The 17,303-nt window shown below is 52.6% G+C and carries 16 protein-coding genes; 12 read left to right on the top strand and 4 right to left on the bottom strand.

The features are described 5' to 3' along the window. The first annotated feature begins 39 nt into the window (after positions 1–39). Together dinF and OGY06_RS20350 are read left to right on the top strand one after the other, a co-directional pair. Positions 40–1,359 carry an MATE family efflux transporter DinF gene (gene dinF / locus OGY06_RS20345; RefSeq protein WP_126319527.1) on the top strand — a complete coding sequence of 440 codons (1,320 nt, stop codon included), beginning with the start codon at positions 40–42 and terminating at the stop codon, positions 1,357–1,359. A 136-nt stretch (positions 1,360–1,495) separates the two neighbouring features. Next, complete coding sequence (locus OGY06_RS20350; protein ID WP_003031706.1) at positions 1,496–1,705, top strand: CsbD family protein; 210 nt, start codon at positions 1,496–1,498, stop codon at positions 1,703–1,705. Positions 1,706–1,753: 48 nt separating this feature from the next. Here the strand turns inward: OGY06_RS20350 and zur are convergent, their stop codons facing one another. After that, positions 1,754–2,272, bottom strand: coding sequence for a zinc uptake transcriptional repressor Zur (gene zur, locus OGY06_RS20355; RefSeq protein WP_063941225.1), 519 nt, complete (start codon positions 2,270–2,272; stop codon positions 1,754–1,756). A 115-nt stretch (positions 2,273–2,387) separates the two neighbouring features. Here zur and OGY06_RS20360 point away from each other — a divergent pair, with 115 nt between their 5' ends. From OGY06_RS20360 to pspG, 3 genes are all read left to right on the top strand, one after another. Beyond that, on the top strand, positions 2,388–2,876 hold the full coding sequence (locus tag OGY06_RS20360) for a cupin domain-containing protein (RefSeq protein WP_003031710.1): 489 nt from the start codon (positions 2,388–2,390) through the stop codon (positions 2,874–2,876). 108 nt (positions 2,877–2,984) lie between these two features. Continuing rightward, positions 2,985–3,983, top strand: coding sequence for a tRNA dihydrouridine(20/20a) synthase DusA (gene dusA / locus OGY06_RS20365; protein ID WP_003826604.1), 999 nt, complete (start codon positions 2,985–2,987; stop codon positions 3,981–3,983). A gap of 133 nt (positions 3,984–4,116) precedes the next feature. Beyond that, a complete protein-coding gene (gene pspG / locus OGY06_RS20370) occupies positions 4,117–4,359 on the top strand; it encodes an envelope stress response protein PspG (RefSeq protein WP_003031713.1) in 243 nt (80 codons plus the stop codon). Positions 4,360–4,538: 179 nt separating this feature from the next. Here pspG and OGY06_RS20375 read toward each other — a convergent pair whose 3' ends face one another. After that, the gene (locus OGY06_RS20375; RefSeq protein WP_240389515.1) at positions 4,539–5,522 is read right to left on the bottom strand and encodes a quinone oxidoreductase; all 984 of its coding nucleotides are present in this window, start codon (positions 5,520–5,522) and stop codon (positions 4,539–4,541) included. Between the two features lie 64 nt (positions 5,523–5,586). Between OGY06_RS20375 and dnaB the strand changes: the two genes are divergently transcribed. The 5 genes from dnaB (at position 5,587) to OGY06_RS20400 (ending at position 10,931) form a co-directional block, all read left to right on the top strand. After that, positions 5,587–7,002 carry a replicative DNA helicase gene (dnaB, locus tag OGY06_RS20380; RefSeq protein ID WP_003826610.1) on the top strand — a complete coding sequence of 472 codons (1,416 nt, stop codon included), beginning with the start codon at positions 5,587–5,589 and terminating at the stop codon, positions 7,000–7,002. Positions 7,003–7,147: 145 nt separating this feature from the next. After that, positions 7,148–8,227, top strand: a complete 1,080-nt coding sequence (alr, locus tag OGY06_RS20385; protein ID WP_003826612.1) for an alanine racemase — start codon at positions 7,148–7,150, stop codon at positions 8,225–8,227. A 128-nt stretch (positions 8,228–8,355) separates the two neighbouring features. After that, complete coding sequence (tyrB, locus tag OGY06_RS20390; protein WP_286605911.1) at positions 8,356–9,549, top strand: aromatic amino acid transaminase; 1,194 nt, start codon at positions 8,356–8,358, stop codon at positions 9,547–9,549. Between the two features lie 184 nt (positions 9,550–9,733). Beyond that, complete coding sequence (gene aphA / locus OGY06_RS20395) at positions 9,734–10,447, top strand: acid phosphatase AphA (RefSeq protein WP_003826615.1); 714 nt, start codon at positions 9,734–9,736, stop codon at positions 10,445–10,447. 127 nt (positions 10,448–10,574) lie between these two features. Next, positions 10,575–10,931, top strand: a complete 357-nt coding sequence (locus OGY06_RS20400; protein ID WP_008786927.1) for an MmcQ/YjbR family DNA-binding protein — start codon at positions 10,575–10,577, stop codon at positions 10,929–10,931. 284 nt (positions 10,932–11,215) lie between these two features. Here OGY06_RS20400 and uvrA read toward each other — a convergent pair whose 3' ends face one another. Beyond that, entirely contained in the window at positions 11,216–14,038 is a 2,823-nt protein-coding gene (gene uvrA / locus OGY06_RS20405; RefSeq protein WP_016155358.1) for an excinuclease ABC subunit UvrA, read from the bottom strand. A 251-nt stretch (positions 14,039–14,289) separates the two neighbouring features. Between uvrA and ssb1 the strand changes: the two genes are divergently transcribed. Next, positions 14,290–14,814: a single-stranded DNA-binding protein SSB1 gene (gene ssb1, locus OGY06_RS20410; protein ID WP_003826621.1), complete on the top strand. Its 525-nt coding sequence runs from the start codon at positions 14,290–14,292 to the stop codon at positions 14,812–14,814. A gap of 66 nt (positions 14,815–14,880) precedes the next feature. On the opposite strand, the gene OGY06_RS20415 is transcribed toward ssb1, so the two are convergent. Next, positions 14,881–15,162 carry a YjcB family protein gene (locus OGY06_RS20415; protein WP_003826625.1) on the bottom strand — a complete coding sequence of 94 codons (282 nt, stop codon included), beginning with the start codon at positions 15,160–15,162 and terminating at the stop codon, positions 14,881–14,883. A 552-nt stretch (positions 15,163–15,714) separates the two neighbouring features. On the opposite strand from OGY06_RS20415, the gene pdeC reads away from it, so the two are divergent. Continuing rightward, entirely contained in the window at positions 15,715–17,301 is a 1,587-nt protein-coding gene (gene pdeC / locus OGY06_RS20420; RefSeq protein WP_003826627.1) for a cyclic di-3',5'-guanosine monophosphate phosphodiesterase PdeC, read from the top strand. Positions 17,302–17,303 lie beyond the last annotated feature (2 nt).

Here is a 17,303-nt window from a genome sequence, read left to right on the forward strand (position 1 = left end):
ATTGTCCAGTACGTCTAACTTCTTCTCAGGCCCTCCTGTATGCCTTTCTTTACCTCTTCTGATAAAGCACTCTGGCACCTCGCCTTACCGATGATCTTCTCCAATATCACCGTTCCCCTGCTGGGACTGGTGGATACTGCGGTGATTGGTCATCTGGATAGTCCAGTCTATCTTGGCGGTGTTGCGGTTGGTGCCACGGCAACCAGTTTTCTTTTTATGCTGCTGCTTTTTTTGCGCATGAGTACCACTGGTCTGACCGCACAGGCATTTGGTGCGAAAAATCCACAGGCGCTGGCGCGCGCACTGGTGCAGCCGCTCATGCTGGCGCTGGGAGCGGGGTTGCTTATCGCACTGTTTCGTACGCCAATTATCGATCTGGCTCTGCACATTGTTGGCGGAAGTGAAGCGGTACTGGAGCAGGCCCGACGTTTCCTCGAAATTCGCTGGTTAAGCGCACCCGCCTCGCTGGCGAATCTGGTGCTGCTCGGCTGGCTGCTTGGCGTTCAGTATGCGCGTGCGCCGGTTATCTTGTTGATTGTCGGCAATATTCTCAACATTGTGCTTGATATATGGCTGGTGATGGGCCTGCATATGAACGTGCAGGGTGCGGCACTGGCAACGGTGATTGCTGAATATGCCACCTTGCTGATCGGCCTGATGATGGTGCGCAAAGTCCTGCATATGCGCGGAATTTCGCTGGCAATGCTGAAGCAGGCGTGGCGTGGCAACTTCCGCCGTTTGTTGGCACTTAACCGTGACATCATGTTGCGCTCGCTACTGCTGCAGCTCTGTTTTGGCGCTATCACGGTGCTGGGTGCGCGTCTGGGAGGCGATATCATTGCGGTTAATGCCGTTCTGATGACCCTGCTAACCTTTACCGCCTACGCGCTGGATGGATTTGCCTATGCCGTGGAAGCGCATTCGGGCCAGGCCTATGGGGCGCGAGATGGTAGCCAGTTGCTGGACGTCTGGCGGGCGGCCTGCCGACAGTCCGGTATTGTGGCTATTTTGTTCTCGTTGGTTTATGCCCTGTTTGGCGAGCAGATTGTTGCGCTACTGACCTCGCTGCCGCAAATCCAACTGCTGGCCGATCGCTATCTTTTCTGGCAGGTGGTGTTACCGCTGGTGGGTGTCTGGTGTTATCTGCTCGACGGAATGTTTATTGGCGCGACGCGCGCGGCAGAAATGCGCAACAGTATGGCCGTTGCTGCCACAGGATTTGCATTAACGCTGCTGACTTTGCCGTGGCTGGGAAACCATGGCTTGTGGTTGGCGTTAACGGTTTTCCTGGCGTTGCGCGGGCTTTCACTGGCCTTTATCTGGCGACGTCACTGGCGTAATGGAACCTGGTTTGCCTGAGCGGGATGGTTAAAAATTCCGAATAGTAAATAAAACCCAGAATCACTGACTACACTTATTCTCACGTCCAGCAAAAACAGCATGTGTCTGGACATGGCACTCTCGCTATTCACAACCTAACGATGAGGACTTGATGATGAATAAAGACGAAGTCGGCGGCAACTGGAAGCAGTTTAAAGGTAAAGTGAAAGAGCAATGGGGCAAACTGACCGATGATGATATGACGGTCATTGAAGGTAAACGTGACCAACTGGTCGGTAAAGTCCAGGAGCGTTACGGTTACGCGAAAGATCAGGCGGAGAAAGAAGTTAACGATTGGGAAAAACGTAATGATTACCGCTGGTAATTAACCCTTCCCTCCTGAGAGTACAAGGATGTACGCTCTCCCGCTTACCTAGCGCCCAACCTTCTTCTTCACCTGAATCGTATGGTCATGCTGGCACTCGCCAGGATGGCGGCAAGATTCAACTTCCACACAGGCCGGACACAGCCCGTGGGCTTCAATAACGTTATGCCGCAGTGCAAAGCCCATTTTTGCCGCCAGCGTATGCATAATGTCTTCAACGCCTTCCGCACACTCTTCTTTTACCACGCCGCAGCGGTCGCAAATGAACATTGCAGAACTGTGGGTTGGCTGATCGAACAGATGACAAAGCACATAGCTGTTGGTGGATTCTACCTTGTGCACGAAACCTTGTTCCAGCAGAAAATCGAGCGCACGATATACAGTAGGTGGTTTAGCCTGTGGCTCAGTTGCCCGCAACAGGTCGAGCAGGTCATAGGCACTGATCGCACCTTCCTGCAGGCTCATCAGGCGCAGTACTTCGAGGCGTTGTGGCGTAAGCCGCACGTTGCGTTGCGCGCAGAGTTTTTCAGCTTGAGCCAATAACTCTTGCGTAGTGGTTTTGTCCATTTGGCGCCTCGATTTGCGTGGAAGGTTAATCCCTTACTTTAACATGTTCTGCTTAAAACACCGAGATCCACCGTGGTGTGCTATACCTGACGCATCGCAATACTGGAAAATAACCATGAAAAGACCCGATTGTATTCGCCACTGGCGTGAGGTTGAGGGGGCTGATGACTCCACTTATCCTGACAGCGATGAGCTATTTGCTATTGGCGCGCCACTTGCCCGCAAGTTGGGGTTAGGACGACTCGGCATTCATCATGAACGCCTGCCGCCGGGTCGGCGCACGTCGTACCCGCACGCTGAAAGCGATGAGGAAGAATTTATCTACGTGCTGGAAGGTTATCCTGAGGCCTGGATTAACGGGTATTTATGGAAGCTGGAACCGGGCGACAGCGTCGGTTTCCCGGCAGGTACAGGCGTGTGCCATACCTTTATTAATAACACCAGTGAAGAGGTGCGCCTGTTAGTCGTGGGTGAGGCGAACAAAAAATACAATCGCATTTATTATCCGCTTAACCCGGTCTATGCCGCTACACGTGAGGATCGCTGGGTCGACCATCCGCCGCAGTTTTTTGGATCTCACGACGGAAAACCGGGGCGTAAATAGCGTTTATTTAGGGTCAGGGGGAGTGAGCCGCGAGGATGTGGCTCACTATCGTAACGGTCTATGCTATAGTAGCGCCCTTTTTTTTAACCGGATGCTTGAATATTCGCCATGCTGCCTGAATCTCAGTCTACCGCTTTTCCCGCTCATCGTTTTTCTATCGCGCCGATGCTCGACTGGACGGACAGACACTGCCGCTACTTTTTGCGCTTACTGTCCAGCCAGACGCTGCTCTATACGGAGATGGTAACCACTGGGGCAATCATTCATGGTAAAGGCGATTATCTGGCGTATAGCGAAGAAGAACATCCGGTCGCATTACAACTGGGTGGGAGCGATCCTGCGGCGCTGGCGCAGTGCGCAAAGCTCGCTGAACAGCGGGGCTATGACGAAATTAATCTCAACGTGGGTTGTCCTTCCGACCGCGTACAGAATGGCATGTTTGGCGCCTGCCTGATGGGGAATGCGCAACTGGTCGCCGATTGCGTCAAAGCGATGCGCGACGTGGTGTCGATTCCGGTTACGGTGAAAACCCGTATCGGCATTGATGACCAGGACAGCTACGAATTCCTCTGCGATTTCATCAACACGGTATCTGGCAAAGGCGAATGTGAGATGTTTATCATTCACGCTCGCAAGGCCTGGCTGTCCGGGTTAAGCCCGAAAGAAAACCGCGAAATTCCACCGCTGGATTATGACCGTGTTTATCAGCTAAAGCGTGATTTCCCGCATCTGACGATGTCGATCAACGGTGGCATTAAATCGTTGGAAGAAGCGAAAATTCATCTGCAACATATGGATGGCGTGATGGTGGGGCGTGAAGCTTATCAAAACCCAGGCATTCTGGCGTCCGTTGACCGTGAGATTTTCTCTGCCGCTACCGAAGATACCGATCCGGTCGCCGTGGTGCGCGCCATGTACCCGTATATTGAGCGTGAACTGAGTAAGGGAACCTATTTGGGACATGTGACACGCCATATGTTGGGGCTGTTTCAGGGGATCCCTGGTGCCCGTCAGTGGCGTCGCTATCTGAGCGAGAATGCACATAAAGCCGGGGCAGATATTAACGTTCTGGAGCACGCGCTGAAGCTGGTGGCAGACAAGCGTTAAGTTTTCACCAAAAGTTAGTTAATTTCACCACGCCCTGCGCTTTGACGCGGGGCGTTTTCTTTATAAATCAACGCATTATTTTTGGCATGTTTCTTGTAAAGCAATGGAGAGAATTTCATTTCGGGAGAGAGCCATGCTGGAACTACTTTTTGTGATTGGATTTTTTATCATGCTGATGGTCACCGGCGTTTCTTTGCTGGGCGTTCTGGCCGCATTGGTCGTAGCCACCGCAGTGATGTTTCTGGGCGGACTATTTGCCTTGATGATTAAACTGTTGCCCTGGCTGCTACTGGCTGTTGCCGTGGTGTGGGTTATCAAGGCGATAAAAGCGCCAAAAGTCCCACAGTATCAGCGCAATAACCGCCGGTTTTACTAAGGTATTGAGCGGTACGTCACAACCTGCAACATTGCCTTTAGAACCAAATAGGAATTGATTATCAAATCTGTCACTATTGCCAGGTTAACGAATTCATCGAGCTGTACCCTACATACAGCCGAACTAAAAAAAGAAAGGGCTTCCTACGGGAAGCCCTAATTCTTTCTTTCCCCGTCATCTTACGGAATCAGCAAACTCGATCCCTGCGTGGCCCGGCTTTCCAGTACTTCATGAGCACGCTGTGCATCGTGCAGTGCGAACGTCTGACCAGGCGCGACATCCACTTTGATCACTCCACTGGCAATGAGCGAGAATAGCTCATTGCTGGCTTCGGTTAATTCGCGGTGATTGGTGACATACCCCTGGAGTGAAGGACGGGTCACGTACAGCGAACCTTTCTGGTTCAGAATGCCTAAGTTCACGCCAGTCACCGGCCCGGAAGCATTACCAAAGCTGACCATTAGTCCCCGGTGCTGTAAACAATCCAGCGAGGCTTCCCAGGTATCTTTCCCTACCGAGTCATACACCACCCGCACTTTTTTACCGCCAGTTATCTCTTTCACTCGCTCAACAATGCTCTCTTCACGATAGTTAATGACCTGCCATGCGCCAGCCTGCAGCGCAATTTGCGCCTTTTGCGCACTGCCGACGGTACCTATCAGCTTCGCACCCAATGCTTTTGCCCACTGGCAGGCAATCATGCCGACGCCGCCCGCAGCCGCATGGAACAAAAACGGCTCATCAGGCTGAATTTCATAGGTTTTACGTAACAGATAAAAAACGGTTAGCCCTTTAAGAAACGAGGCGGCAGCTTGTTCAAACGAGATAGCGTTAGGCAGGATAGCGGCTTTATCGGCCGGAACGTTATGCACTGAGCTGTAGGCGCCAAGGGCAGACTGGGCGTACACCACGCGATCGCCAGCTTTAATGTGTGTCACTTTGCTGCCGACTTTGCTGACCACGCCTGCGGCTTCGGTACCCAGACCGCTGGGCAGGGAAGGCGGTGGATAAAGACCACTGCGGATGTAGGTGTCGATATAGTTGATCCCAATCGCTTTGTTCTCGACCTGGATTTCGTTTTCCGCCGGGTCTACGGGCGTAAACTCCACCGCCTTGAGTACATCAGGGCCACCATGCTTGTGAAATTCAATACGTGTTGCCATGCTTCCTCCAAAAGAAATGTGGTAATCTTTCGACCCAATCATTATCTCGGTAACTCCATTCACTATGGCAGGAAATAAACCCTTCAACAAACAACAGACTGATGCTCGTGAGCGCGATCCCCAGGTCGCCGGGCTGAAAGTACCGCCGCACTCGATTGAAGCGGAACAGTCGGTGTTGGGCGGTTTAATGCTGGATAACGAACGCTGGGACGATGTCGCCGAGCGTGTGGTGGCGGAAGATTTTTATACCCGACCACACCGGCATATCTTCACGGAAATGCATCGCCTGCAGGAGATGGGAAAACCCATCGATCTGATCACGCTGGCAGAGTCGCTGGAGGTTCAGGGACAACTGGACAGCGTCGGCGGTTTTGCTTACCTGGCTGAGTTATCTAAAAATACGCCAAGTGCGGCGAATATTAGCGCTTATGCGGATATCGTCCGCGAACGTGCCGTTGTTCGTGACATGATTTCAGTTGCGAACGAAATCGCGGAAGCCGGTTTTGATCCGCAAGGACGCTCCAGTGAAGATCTGTTGGACCTTGCGGAATCCCGCGTCTTTAAAATCGCGGAAAGCCGCGCTAATAAAGACGAAGGCCCGAAAAATATCACCGATGTGCTCGACGCAACCGTCGCGCGTATCGAGCAACTGTTCCAGCAGCCGCACGACGGCGTCACCGGAGTGAACACCGGTTATGACGACCTCAATAAAAAGACGGCTGGTTTGCAGCCGTCAGACTTAATTATTGTCGCCGCGCGTCCGTCGATGGGTAAAACGACATTTGCAATGAACCTCGTCGAAAATGCGGCGATGTTGCAGGATAAGCCGGTTCTTATCTTTAGTCTTGAAATGCCCTCAGAACAGATCATGATGCGTTCCCTGGCCTCGCTCTCACGCGTCGACCAAACCAAAATCCGTACCGGTCAACTGGATGATGAGGACTGGGCGCGAATTTCCGGAACAATGGGTATTTTGCTGGAGAAACGAAACATCTATATTGATGACTCCTCCGGCCTGACGCCTACGGAAGTGCGCTCGCGTGCCCGTCGTATCGCCCGTGAACATGGCGGTATCGGACTTATCATGATCGACTACCTGCAGCTGATGCGCGTGCCGTCGCTCTCCGACAACCGTACGCTGGAAATTGCAGAAATCTCCCGCTCGCTGAAAGCGTTAGCGAAAGAACTGCATGTGCCGGTGGTGGCGCTGTCGCAGCTTAACCGCTCTCTGGAACAACGTGCCGACAAGCGTCCGGTCAACTCGGATCTGCGTGAGTCCGGCTCCATCGAGCAGGATGCCGACTTAATCATGTTTATCTATCGTGATGAGGTTTATCACGAAAACAGCGACCTGAAAGGGATCGCAGAAATCATTATTGGTAAGCAACGTAACGGCCCGATCGGTACGGTGCGCCTGACGTTTAACGGTCAGTGGTCGCGCTTCGATAACTATGCGGGCCCACAATACGACGACGAATAAATCTCCGTCATCCTTCATGCTGCAGATGTGTTGACTACGCCCGTTCACCCCGATCACTTAGTTTACTAAGCTTCCGGGGATTCTCTGGCTTGTCGCCCTCCAGCAACACGAATGATTTAGAAGATTCTTTTATAAAGGAATACAAATGCAAGCGGCAACTGTAGTCATTAACCGCCGCGCTCTGCGACACAACCTGCAACGTCTGCGTGAACTGGCTCCAGCCAGCAAACTGGTTGCGGTCGTGAAAGCGAACGCCTACGGCCATGGTCTGTTAGAGACCGCGCGAACGCTCCCCGATGCGGACGCTTTTGGTGTCGCTCGTCTTGAAGAAGCCCTGCGCTTGCGAGCGGGAGGGATCACGCAGCCCATCCTGCTGCTGGAGGGTTTTTTTGATGCCTCCGATCTGCCGACTATTTCCGCGCAGCGTCTGCATACTGCCGTCCACAACCAGGAGCAGCTCGAAGCCCTGGAAGCCGCTAAACTGGCTGAACCCGTTACCGTCTGGATGAAGCTCGACACCGGTATGCACCGCCTGGGCGTACGCCCTGAGCAGGCCGAGGCGTTTTATCAGCGCTTAACACAGTGTGAAAACGTGCGCCAACCGGTCAATATCGTCAGCCACTTTGCTCGCGCGGACGAGCCTGAGTGTGGCGCGACCGAAAAACAGCTCGATATCTTCAACAGTTTTTGTGAAGGCAAACCGGGGCAGCGTTCGATTGCCGCGTCGGGTGGTATTTTGCTGTGGCCGCAGTCTCACTTCGACTGGGCGCGTCCGGGGCTGATTCTGTATGGCGTATCGCCACTGGAAAATCACTCCATCGGCGCTGATTTTGGCTGCCAGCCGGTAATGTCGCTGACCTCAAGCCTGATTGCGGTGCGCGAGCACAAAGCGGGGGAGCCGGTTGGTTATGGTGGAACCTGGCTGAGTGAGCGCGACACGCGTCTTGGCGTGGTAGCGATGGGCTATGGAGATGGTTACCCGCGCGCAGCGCCTTCGGGGACGCCGGTACTGGTCAATGGCCGTGAAGTGCCGATCGTCGGTCGCGTCGCGATGGATATGATCTGCGTCGATTTAGGCCCCGAAGCGCAGGATAAAGCCGGCGATTCGGTGATTCTGTGGGGCGAGGGCTTGCCCGTTGAACGCATTGCTGAAATGACGAAAGTAAGTGCTTACGAACTTATTACGCGCCTGACCTCAAGGGTAGCGATGAAGTATATCGATTAGCAGCATGATGTGCCGGACAGGTGGTTACGCCGCCTTCCGGCAATATTCCTCTCAACATCCTCTCGATCTTCTCCCACTTCCGGTTTATTGTGTTCTTAACCCCTGCCTGTAAACCCGGAGAACCACACGTGTTTCAAAAAGTTGACGCCTACGCCGGCGACCCGATCTTATCGCTCATGGAGCGCTTCAAAGAAGATTCACGTAGCGACAAAGTGAATCTCAGCATCGGCCTGTATTACAACGAAGACGGCATTATTCCTCAGCTTAAAGCTGTGGCAGAAGCGGAAGCCCGCCTCAATGCCAAACCGCATGGCGCTTCGCTGTATCTGCCGATGGAAGGTCTGAACACGTATCGCCATACTATTGCGCCGCTGCTGTTTGGCGCAGAACATCCGGTTCTCCAGCAGCAGCGCGTCGCAACCATTCAGACGCTGGGCGGCTCCGGTGCGTTAAAGGTTGGCGCAGACTTCCTGAAACGTTATTTCCCTGATTCTGGCGTGTGGGTCAGCGATCCGACCTGGGAAAACCATATCGCGATTTTTGAAGGTGCCGGATTCGAAGTAAGCACTTACCCATGGTATGACGACACGACCAACGGTGTGCGTTTCAACGACCTGCTGGCAACGCTGAATACCCTACCGGCGCGCAGCATCGTGCTGCTACATCCGTGCTGCCATAACCCGACAGGGGCGGATTTAACGCCTGCGCAGTGGGATAGCGTTATTGAGATCCTGAAAGCACGCGATCTGATTCCGTTCCTGGACATTGCTTACCAGGGCTTTGGTGGTGGAATGGAAGACGATGCCTATGCGATTCGCGCCATTGCCAGCGCCGGATTGCCTGCTCTGGTCAGTAACTCATTCTCGAAGATTTTCTCCTTATACGGCGAGCGTGTCGGCGGACTGTCAGTGGTATGTGAAGACGCTGAAGCCGCTAGCCGCGTGCTGGGGCAGCTAAAAGCGACGGTGCGTCGTAACTACTCCAGCCCGCCAAACTTTGGTGCGCAGGTAGTTGCCGCGGTGCTGGGTGATGACGTGCTGAAAGCCAGCTGGCTGGCGGAAGTTGAAGAGATGCGTACTCGCATTCTGGCGATGCGTCAGGAGCTGGTTAACGTATTAAATGCGGAGATCCCAGGCCGTAATTTTGACTACCTGCTGCAACAGCGCGGTATGTTCAGCTATACCGGGCTTAGCGTAGCCCAGGTTGATCGTCTGCGCGATGAGTTCGGTGTATACCTGATCGCCAGCGGTCGTATGTGCGTGGCCGGGCTGAATCACGGTAACGTGCAGCGCGTGGCGAAGGCATTTGCTGCCGTCATGTAACCGACTTTGCAGGCCTGATAAGCGTTGCGCCATCAGGCCTGTTTTCCAATGTGATCGTGCTCCTTTTCCAGGACAAAACCAGAGAAAATCCTTCCTTTCCCTCCCCCTAAGGGGTAAGGTCAGATAGTTTTTTGACCAGTTGTTAATAAAAAAATGATAACTAACTGACTACTTAGGGAAAAATATGCGCAAGTTTACGTTGGCACTGAGTGCCGTTTGTTTATTGTTCACGCTAAATCAGCCAGCCCAGGCACTCGTTTCTTCTCCCTCTCAGCTCAATCCAGGCACTAACGTTGCAAAGCTCGCTGAGCAGGCTCCCATTCACTGGGTCTCCGTGGCACAAATTGAAAACAGCCTGACCGGACGTCCGCCGATGGCCGTCGGGTTTGATATCGATGACACTGTCCTCTTTTCCAGCCCAGGCTTCTGGCGCGGTAAAAAAACGTATTCTCCGGACAGTGAGGATTACCTGAAGAATCCGGCCTTCTGGGAAAAAATGAACAATGGCTGGGACGAGTTCAGTATTCCAAAAGAAGTCGCGCGCCAACTGATTGATATGCACGTGCGTCGCGGCGACAGCATTTTTTTCGTAACCGGTCGTAGCCAGACGAAAACGGAAACCGTGTCGAAAACGCTGTCCGATAACTTTCACATCCCGGCTGGTAATATGAATCCGGTCATTTTTGCCGGCGACAAGCCGGGTCAGAACACCAAAACGCAGTGGCTGCAGGATAAAAATATCCGCATGTTCTACGGTGACTCCGATAATGACATCACTGCCGCTCGCGACGTGGGTATTCGCGGTATTCGCATTTTGCGCGCCTCTAACTCCACTTATAAGCCGCTGCCACAGGCCGGTGCGTTTGGTGAAGAGGTGATCGTCAACTCGGAATATTGAGGACGCTGGCTGCGGATTGCTGTTTTTTTAAACAAATTTACATTGCTGGCTTTTACCTTTTGCGGACTTGCTGCACACTGAATAAAAGATGTTCTCATGAGGCAATATGCTGGTAAGGGGAATAAAGATGACGAATTCGGAGTTGCTGCAATACTGCATGGCAAAAACGGGCGCGGAGCAGAGCGTTCACAGTGACTGGAAGGCCACGCAAATCAAAGTCGAAGATGTGCTTTTTGCCATGGTAAAAGAGGTGGAAGAACGCCCGGCGGTGTCTCTGAAAACCAGCCCTGAACTGGCAGAACTGTTGCGCCAGCAGCATAGCGATGTTCGGCCAAGCAGGCATCTCAATAAAGCGCACTGGAGTACGGTGTATCTGGACGGCTCGCTGCCGGATTCACAGATTTATTATCTGGTCGACGCCTCTTATCAGCAGGCAGTGAACACGTTGCCGGAAGATAAACGCCGGATACTGACGCAGCCCTGATCCGTTTCGCCGGATGCGGCGCAAGCGCCTTATCCGGCCTACAGGCTTTATGCATATTCTGTAGTTTCGTAGGCGCTGATAAGCGCAGTGCCATCAGGCACAACCGTAGCCGGATGCGGCGCAAGCACCTTATCCGGCCTACAAGATTTATGCCTGGTCTGTAGTTTCGTAGGCGCTGATAAGCGCAGTGCCATCAGGCACAACGGTTGCCGGATGCGGCGCAAGCGCCTTATCCGGCCTACAAGCTTCATGCATATTCTGTAGGCCAGACAAGTGTTGCGTAATTACAACAGCGGTTTGAGGAAGCGGGCCGTGTGTGAGGCTTCACACTCAGCGACCGTTTCTGGTGTGCCGGAGACAAGGATTTCGCCGCCGCCGCTGCCGCCTTCCGGACCGAGATCGACAATCCAGTCTGCGGTCTTAATCACGTCCAGATTGTGCTCAATCACTACGATGGTGTTGCCCTGATCCCGGAGTTGATGCAGCACGTCCAACAGTTGCTGAATATCCGCAAAATGCAGACCGGTGGTCGGCTCATCGAGAATATACAGCGTTTGCCCGGTACCGCGTTTGGACAGTTCGCGCGCCAGCTTCACGCGCTGTGCTTCACCGCCCGAGAGCGTGGTAGCGGACTGACCCAGTCGAATGTACGTCAGGCCAACGTCCATCAGCGTTTGCAGCTTACGTGCCAGCGCCGGAACGGCATCGAAGAACTCACGTGCTTCTTCAATCGTCATATCCAGCACTTCGTGGATAGTCTTGCCTTTGTATTTAATTTCCAGCGTTTCGCGATTATAGCGCTTGCCTTTGCACTGATCGCACGGCACGTAGATATCCGGCAGGAAGTGCATTTCGACTTTGATCACGCCATCGCCCTGACAGGCTTCACAGCGTCCGCCGCGAACGTTAAAGCTGAAACGACCCGGCGTATAACCGCGCGCACGCGACTCCGGGACACCGGCAAACAGTTCGCGCACTGGCGTAAACACACCGGTGTAGGTCGCCGGGTTAGAGCGCGGCGTACGGCCAATCGGGCTTTGGTCAATGTCGATCACTTTGTCGAAATGTTCCAGGCCTTGAACGTCGCGATACGGCGCAGGTTCAGCCAGCGTCGCACCGTTTAGCGCCGTCTGTGCAATCGGGAACAGTGTGTCGTTAATCAGCGTCGATTTACCCGAACCGGAAACCCCGGTAATGCAGGTAAATAAACCAACCGGCAGCGTCAGGGTGACATCTTTCAGGTTGTTGCCGCGCGCGCCGGTGAGCTTCAGCACTTTTTCCGGATCGGCTGCCACGCGCTGTTTAGGCACTTCAATCTTGCGCTTACCGCTCATGTACTGGCCGGTCAGCGACTCAGGCACCGCCATGATATCTTTCAGCGTACCTTCGGCAACCACCTGGCCGCCGTGAACGCCAGCACCGGGGCCGATATCGATAACGTGGTCAGCGGCGCGAATCGCGTCTTCATCGTGCTCGACCACAATAACGGTATTACCCAGATTACGCAGGTGGATAAGCGTACCCAGCAGACGTTCGTTATCGCGCTGGTGCAGGCCAATAGACGGCTCATCCAGCACGTACATTACACCGACCAGACCCGCGCCGATCTGGCTTGCCAGACGAATACGCTGGGCCTCACCGCCGGAGAGTGTTTCTGCCGAACGCGATAGCGTCAGGTAGTTGAGGCCGACGTTGACCAGGAACTTCAGACGATCGCCAATCTCTTTAAGAATTTTCTCGGCAATCTTCGCCCGCTGACCCGCAAGCTTCAGATTGTTGAAGAAATCCATTGCATGACCGATGCTCATGTCAGAAATCGCAGGCAGCGGCGTATTTTCAACAAATACGTGACGAGCTTCCCGGCGTAAACGCGTCCCTTCACAGCTGGCGCAAGGTCGGTTACTGATGAACTTGGCTAATTCTTCACGTACTGCGCTGGATTCCGTCTCTTTATAACGGCGCTCCATATTGTGCAATACGCCTTCGAACGGATGGCGACGTACGGACGTATCACCACGATCGTTCATGTATTTAAATTCGATATTCTCTTTACCGGAACCGTACAGTACCACTTTATGCACGGCAGGGTTCAGGCTGGCCCACGGGGCTTCAACGTCGAATTTATAGTGTTCCGCCAGAGACTTAAGCATCTGGAAGTAATAGAAGTTACGGCGATCCCAACCGCGGATAGCACCACCGGCCAGCGACAGTTCCGGGTTTTGGATCACCCGATCAGGATCGAAATATTGCTGCACGCCGAGACCGTCACAGGTTGGACACGCGCCCGCCGGGTTGTTAAACGAGAACAGCCGCGGTTCCAGTTCGCGCATGCTATAGCCGCAGATAGGGCAGGCGAAGTTGGCGGAGAACAGCAGCTCCTCCGCTTTCGGGTCGTCCATATCGGCAACGACCGCCGTACCGCCGGACAGTTCCAGCGCGGTTTCAAAGGATTCCGCCAGGCGCTGGGTGAGATCGTCACGGACTTTAAAGCGGTCAATCACCACTTCAATGGTATGTTTCTTTTGCAGCTCAAGCTTGGGCGGATCGGAAAGGTCACAGACTTCACCGTCGATACGGGCGCGGATATAGCCCTGGCCTGCCAGGTTTTCCAGCGTTTTGGTGTGCTCGCCTTTACGCTCTTTAATCACCGGCGCCAGCAGCATCAGACGCTTACCTTCCGGCTGCGACAGGACGTTATCCACCATCTGGCTTACGGTCTGCGCTGCCAGGGGAACGTCGTGATCCGGACAGCGCGGCTCGCCAACGCGGGCAAACAGCAGACGCAGATAGTCGTGAATTTCGGTAATTGTACCTACCGTGGATCGCGGGTTATGGGACGTCGATTTTTGTTCAATTGAGATGGCAGGAGAGAGCCCCTCAATGTGGTCGACGTCCGGTTTTTCCATCAGCGACAGAAATTGACGCGCGTACGCGGAAAGGGATTCAACGTAACGACGCTGCCCTTCGGCATATAAGGTGTCGAAAGCGAGCGAAGATTTGCCTGAGCCCGAAAGCCCGGTGACGACAATCAGCTTGTCGCGCGGGATGACGAGGTTGATGTTTTTGAGATTATGGGTGCGGGCGCCCCGAACTTCGATCTTATCCATTCATCTTTCCCGGATTAAACGCTTTTTTGCCTGGCTGCATGGTGCTACCGGCGATCACAAACGGTTAATTATGACACAACCTGACCTGAATGGATATACAGTATTGGAATGCAAAACGCAGACGTCTGTGCAACAATGTCTGGCTGGGGTTGTTTACTGGAATCAACTTCGCAACGTAGTAAAAGCGCTATTGGAAATGCTACAATCCCGCGCTTACACTTATTCAGTAACGTTTTTCAGGAGACACGATCATGGCCAGCAGAGGCGTAAACAAGGTGATTCTCGTCGGTAATCTGGGCCAGGACCCGGAAGTACGCTATATGCCGAATGGTGGCGCAGTTGCCAACATTACGCTGGCTACTTCCGAATCCTGGCGTGATAAAGCGACCGGTGAAATGAAAGAGCAGACTGAATGGCACCGTGTTGTGCTGTTTGGCAAACTGGCGGAAGTGGCCAGCGAATATCTGCGTAAAGGTTCTCAGGTCTATATCGAAGGTCAGTTGCGTACCCGCAAATGGACCGATCAGTCCGGCGTAGAAAAGTACACCACAGAAGTTGTGGTTAACGTTGGCGGCACCATGCAAATGCTGGGTGGTCGTCAGGGTGGTGGTGCTCCGGCAGGTGGCGGTCAGCAGCAGGGCGGTTGGGGTCAACCTCAGCAGCCGCAGGGTGGCAACCAGTTCAGCGGCGGCGCGCAGTCTCGTCCGCAACAGTCAGCTCCGGCTGCGCCGTCTAACGAGCCGCCGATGGATTTCGACGACGATATTCCGTTCTAATCCCACTGTGTTACGCTGAAAATAATGGCTACCTCAAGACTGGGGTAGCCATATGCAATTTTGTTATCAGTTCAACACCATCGGCCAATCTGGCGGTGTGTGGCTCATCACGTCAACCATCACGGTTTCAATGTTCTTCCAGATAGCGGACATATCCACCAGGGTTATGCCGAGCAATCCAGTCGCAAACCAGCAGGCAAAAACCAGCCCCAAACCGCTGCTAATGACGGCCAGGCCAATATAATCTGATTTACGAAAACGGATATTGAGCGTACTGGCTAAAAACATCAGCACCGCGCTGAGTAGTTGCCACCGCAGAAGAACCACGCCAGTTGTTATTGTCGCCATGAAAAACGTCCTCAGAAAGTCTGGATGCCCAGGACAGCGCGGGGGTGTTCACCGAGGGTGTGATACTCTGGCTATCGACGGGCAATAACATGAATGAAACATTGTTTCTGTTACATGATTTTTGTGAAATATATCACAACTGGTCGTTTGTTCACCACTATTGGACGTTATTTTTGTAGGGCTAAAACCACTCTAAATGTGTGGCTTTATTTAATGAAGGGTTGATAAAAAATAACCATGCTTTAAACATGCATTTAATCTACTTGTTATATTTATCCTAAATTAAACGTTAAAAAACTTTAATGAATTTCTTAAACGCAGCCAGGATAATGCTCATAAAAAATTACTCCTTGGGGATAATAACGTTATGAAATAAGCATGACTTTAAGTTTGCCTTACGGAAAAATAATATCATCATCAACTATTATCAGACTTTTACATAGAGAAGTCTGTTGCTAATACTGATAGATTCATGCAACTTAATCAGTCGGTGTTTATAGCATCCTGCCTTGATGGGTTCTGGCATATACGAAACAGGGAAATAGGGCTGACATGAATCACAGAGCGCGACGCAAGCTGCTGAAGTTCCTGGGAACATTCATGGTGGTATTGTTCCCCGTGGTGCTGGCGATATGGTTTGCACACATCCGGGCGATGACCGAAACCCATAGCCAACTCCGCTCTTTTGCTCAACTGGTGTTAAATAAAACAGAATTGGTGATCCTACAAGCTGATTTGGCGCGTGATATGGCCCAGTTGTATCAGGGTAAGATGTGTACCCCGGCACATCAGAAAAGTATGCTAAATATTATTCGCGGTCGTTTATATATCAGTGAGCTAATTTATGCGCAGGGCGATCACTTTTTGTGCTCTACGTCGATGGCGCCGCCTGTTACTTATATTATGCCGACAGCCGATTATAAACGTACGCCGGATATCTCCATCTATTACTACCGCGATACCCCTTTTTTCGCTGGCTACAGAATGACGTACATGCAACGCGGGAACTACGTCGCAGTCATCAATCCATTGTCCTACAGCGAAGTCATGTCAGATGATCCGGATCTCTCATGGGGCGTGTATGACACAGTAACAGATACGTTTTTCTCTGCCAGCGAAGCGGCGAATATTGCGCAATTCGCGCCGCTCATACGCGGTGAAGCCTCGACCTTTCAACAAGACGATCGCTTCTACACCATCGTGCATTCAGAAAAACGTCCAATTGCGATTATTGTGTCGACCTCAGACAACCGCGTAAGTCAGATTTTCTATCACGAGGCGGCATTAACCATTCCCTTCGGGATTATCTGCAGCATCCTGATACTGCTAATGTGGTGGCGCACGCGCCAGGAATACTTATCTCCCCGGCGCTTATTAAAACGCGCGATCAAAAAACGTCAGCTTTGCCTGCATTACCAGCCGATCATTGATATTAAGAATGGGCAATGTGTTGGTGCTGAAGCTCTGCTGCGCTGGCCGGGCTGTAAAGGTGAGGTGATGAGCCCGACGGAGTTTATTCCACTGGCTGAAAAAGAGGGAATGATTGAGCGGATCACGGATTATGTCGTTGAAGAGGTGTTCAACGATTTGGGGTATTTTCTTTCGGCGCATCCTCAGCTTTCTATCTCGATTAACCTTTCCGCTTCTGACTTTCATTCATCCCGATTGATTGCTCTGATTAACGACAAAAATCGTGAGTACTCCGTGGCGGCCCAGCAAATTAAAGTCGAAGTGACCGAGCGTGGGTTCATAGATGTACATAAAATGACCCCCGTAATCCAGGCGTTCCGCAAGGCGGGTTATGAAGTGGCATTTGATGATTTTGGCACGGGATATTCCAATCTGCATAATTTGTCAGCGCTGAATGTCGATATCCTGAAGATCGACAAATCGTTTATTAGCACGTTGTCCACTAATAGCACCAGTCACTTGATTGCCGAACATATTATTGAGATGGCACAAAGCTTACACCTGAAGACGATTGCGGAAGGGGTGGAAACGAAGGAGCAAATCGAATGGCTGCTTGAACGCGGCGTACAGTATTGTCAGGGCTGGTATTTTGCGAAGGCGCTGCCGCCGCAGGAGTTCATGCACTGGATACAACGGTCGCCCGCCATACTGACGCAGAGCGGGCAATAATC

The organism is Citrobacter sp. Cpo147 (assembly GCF_030332405.1).
GTDB lineage: Bacteria > Pseudomonadota > Gammaproteobacteria > Enterobacterales > Enterobacteriaceae > Citrobacter > Citrobacter portucalensis.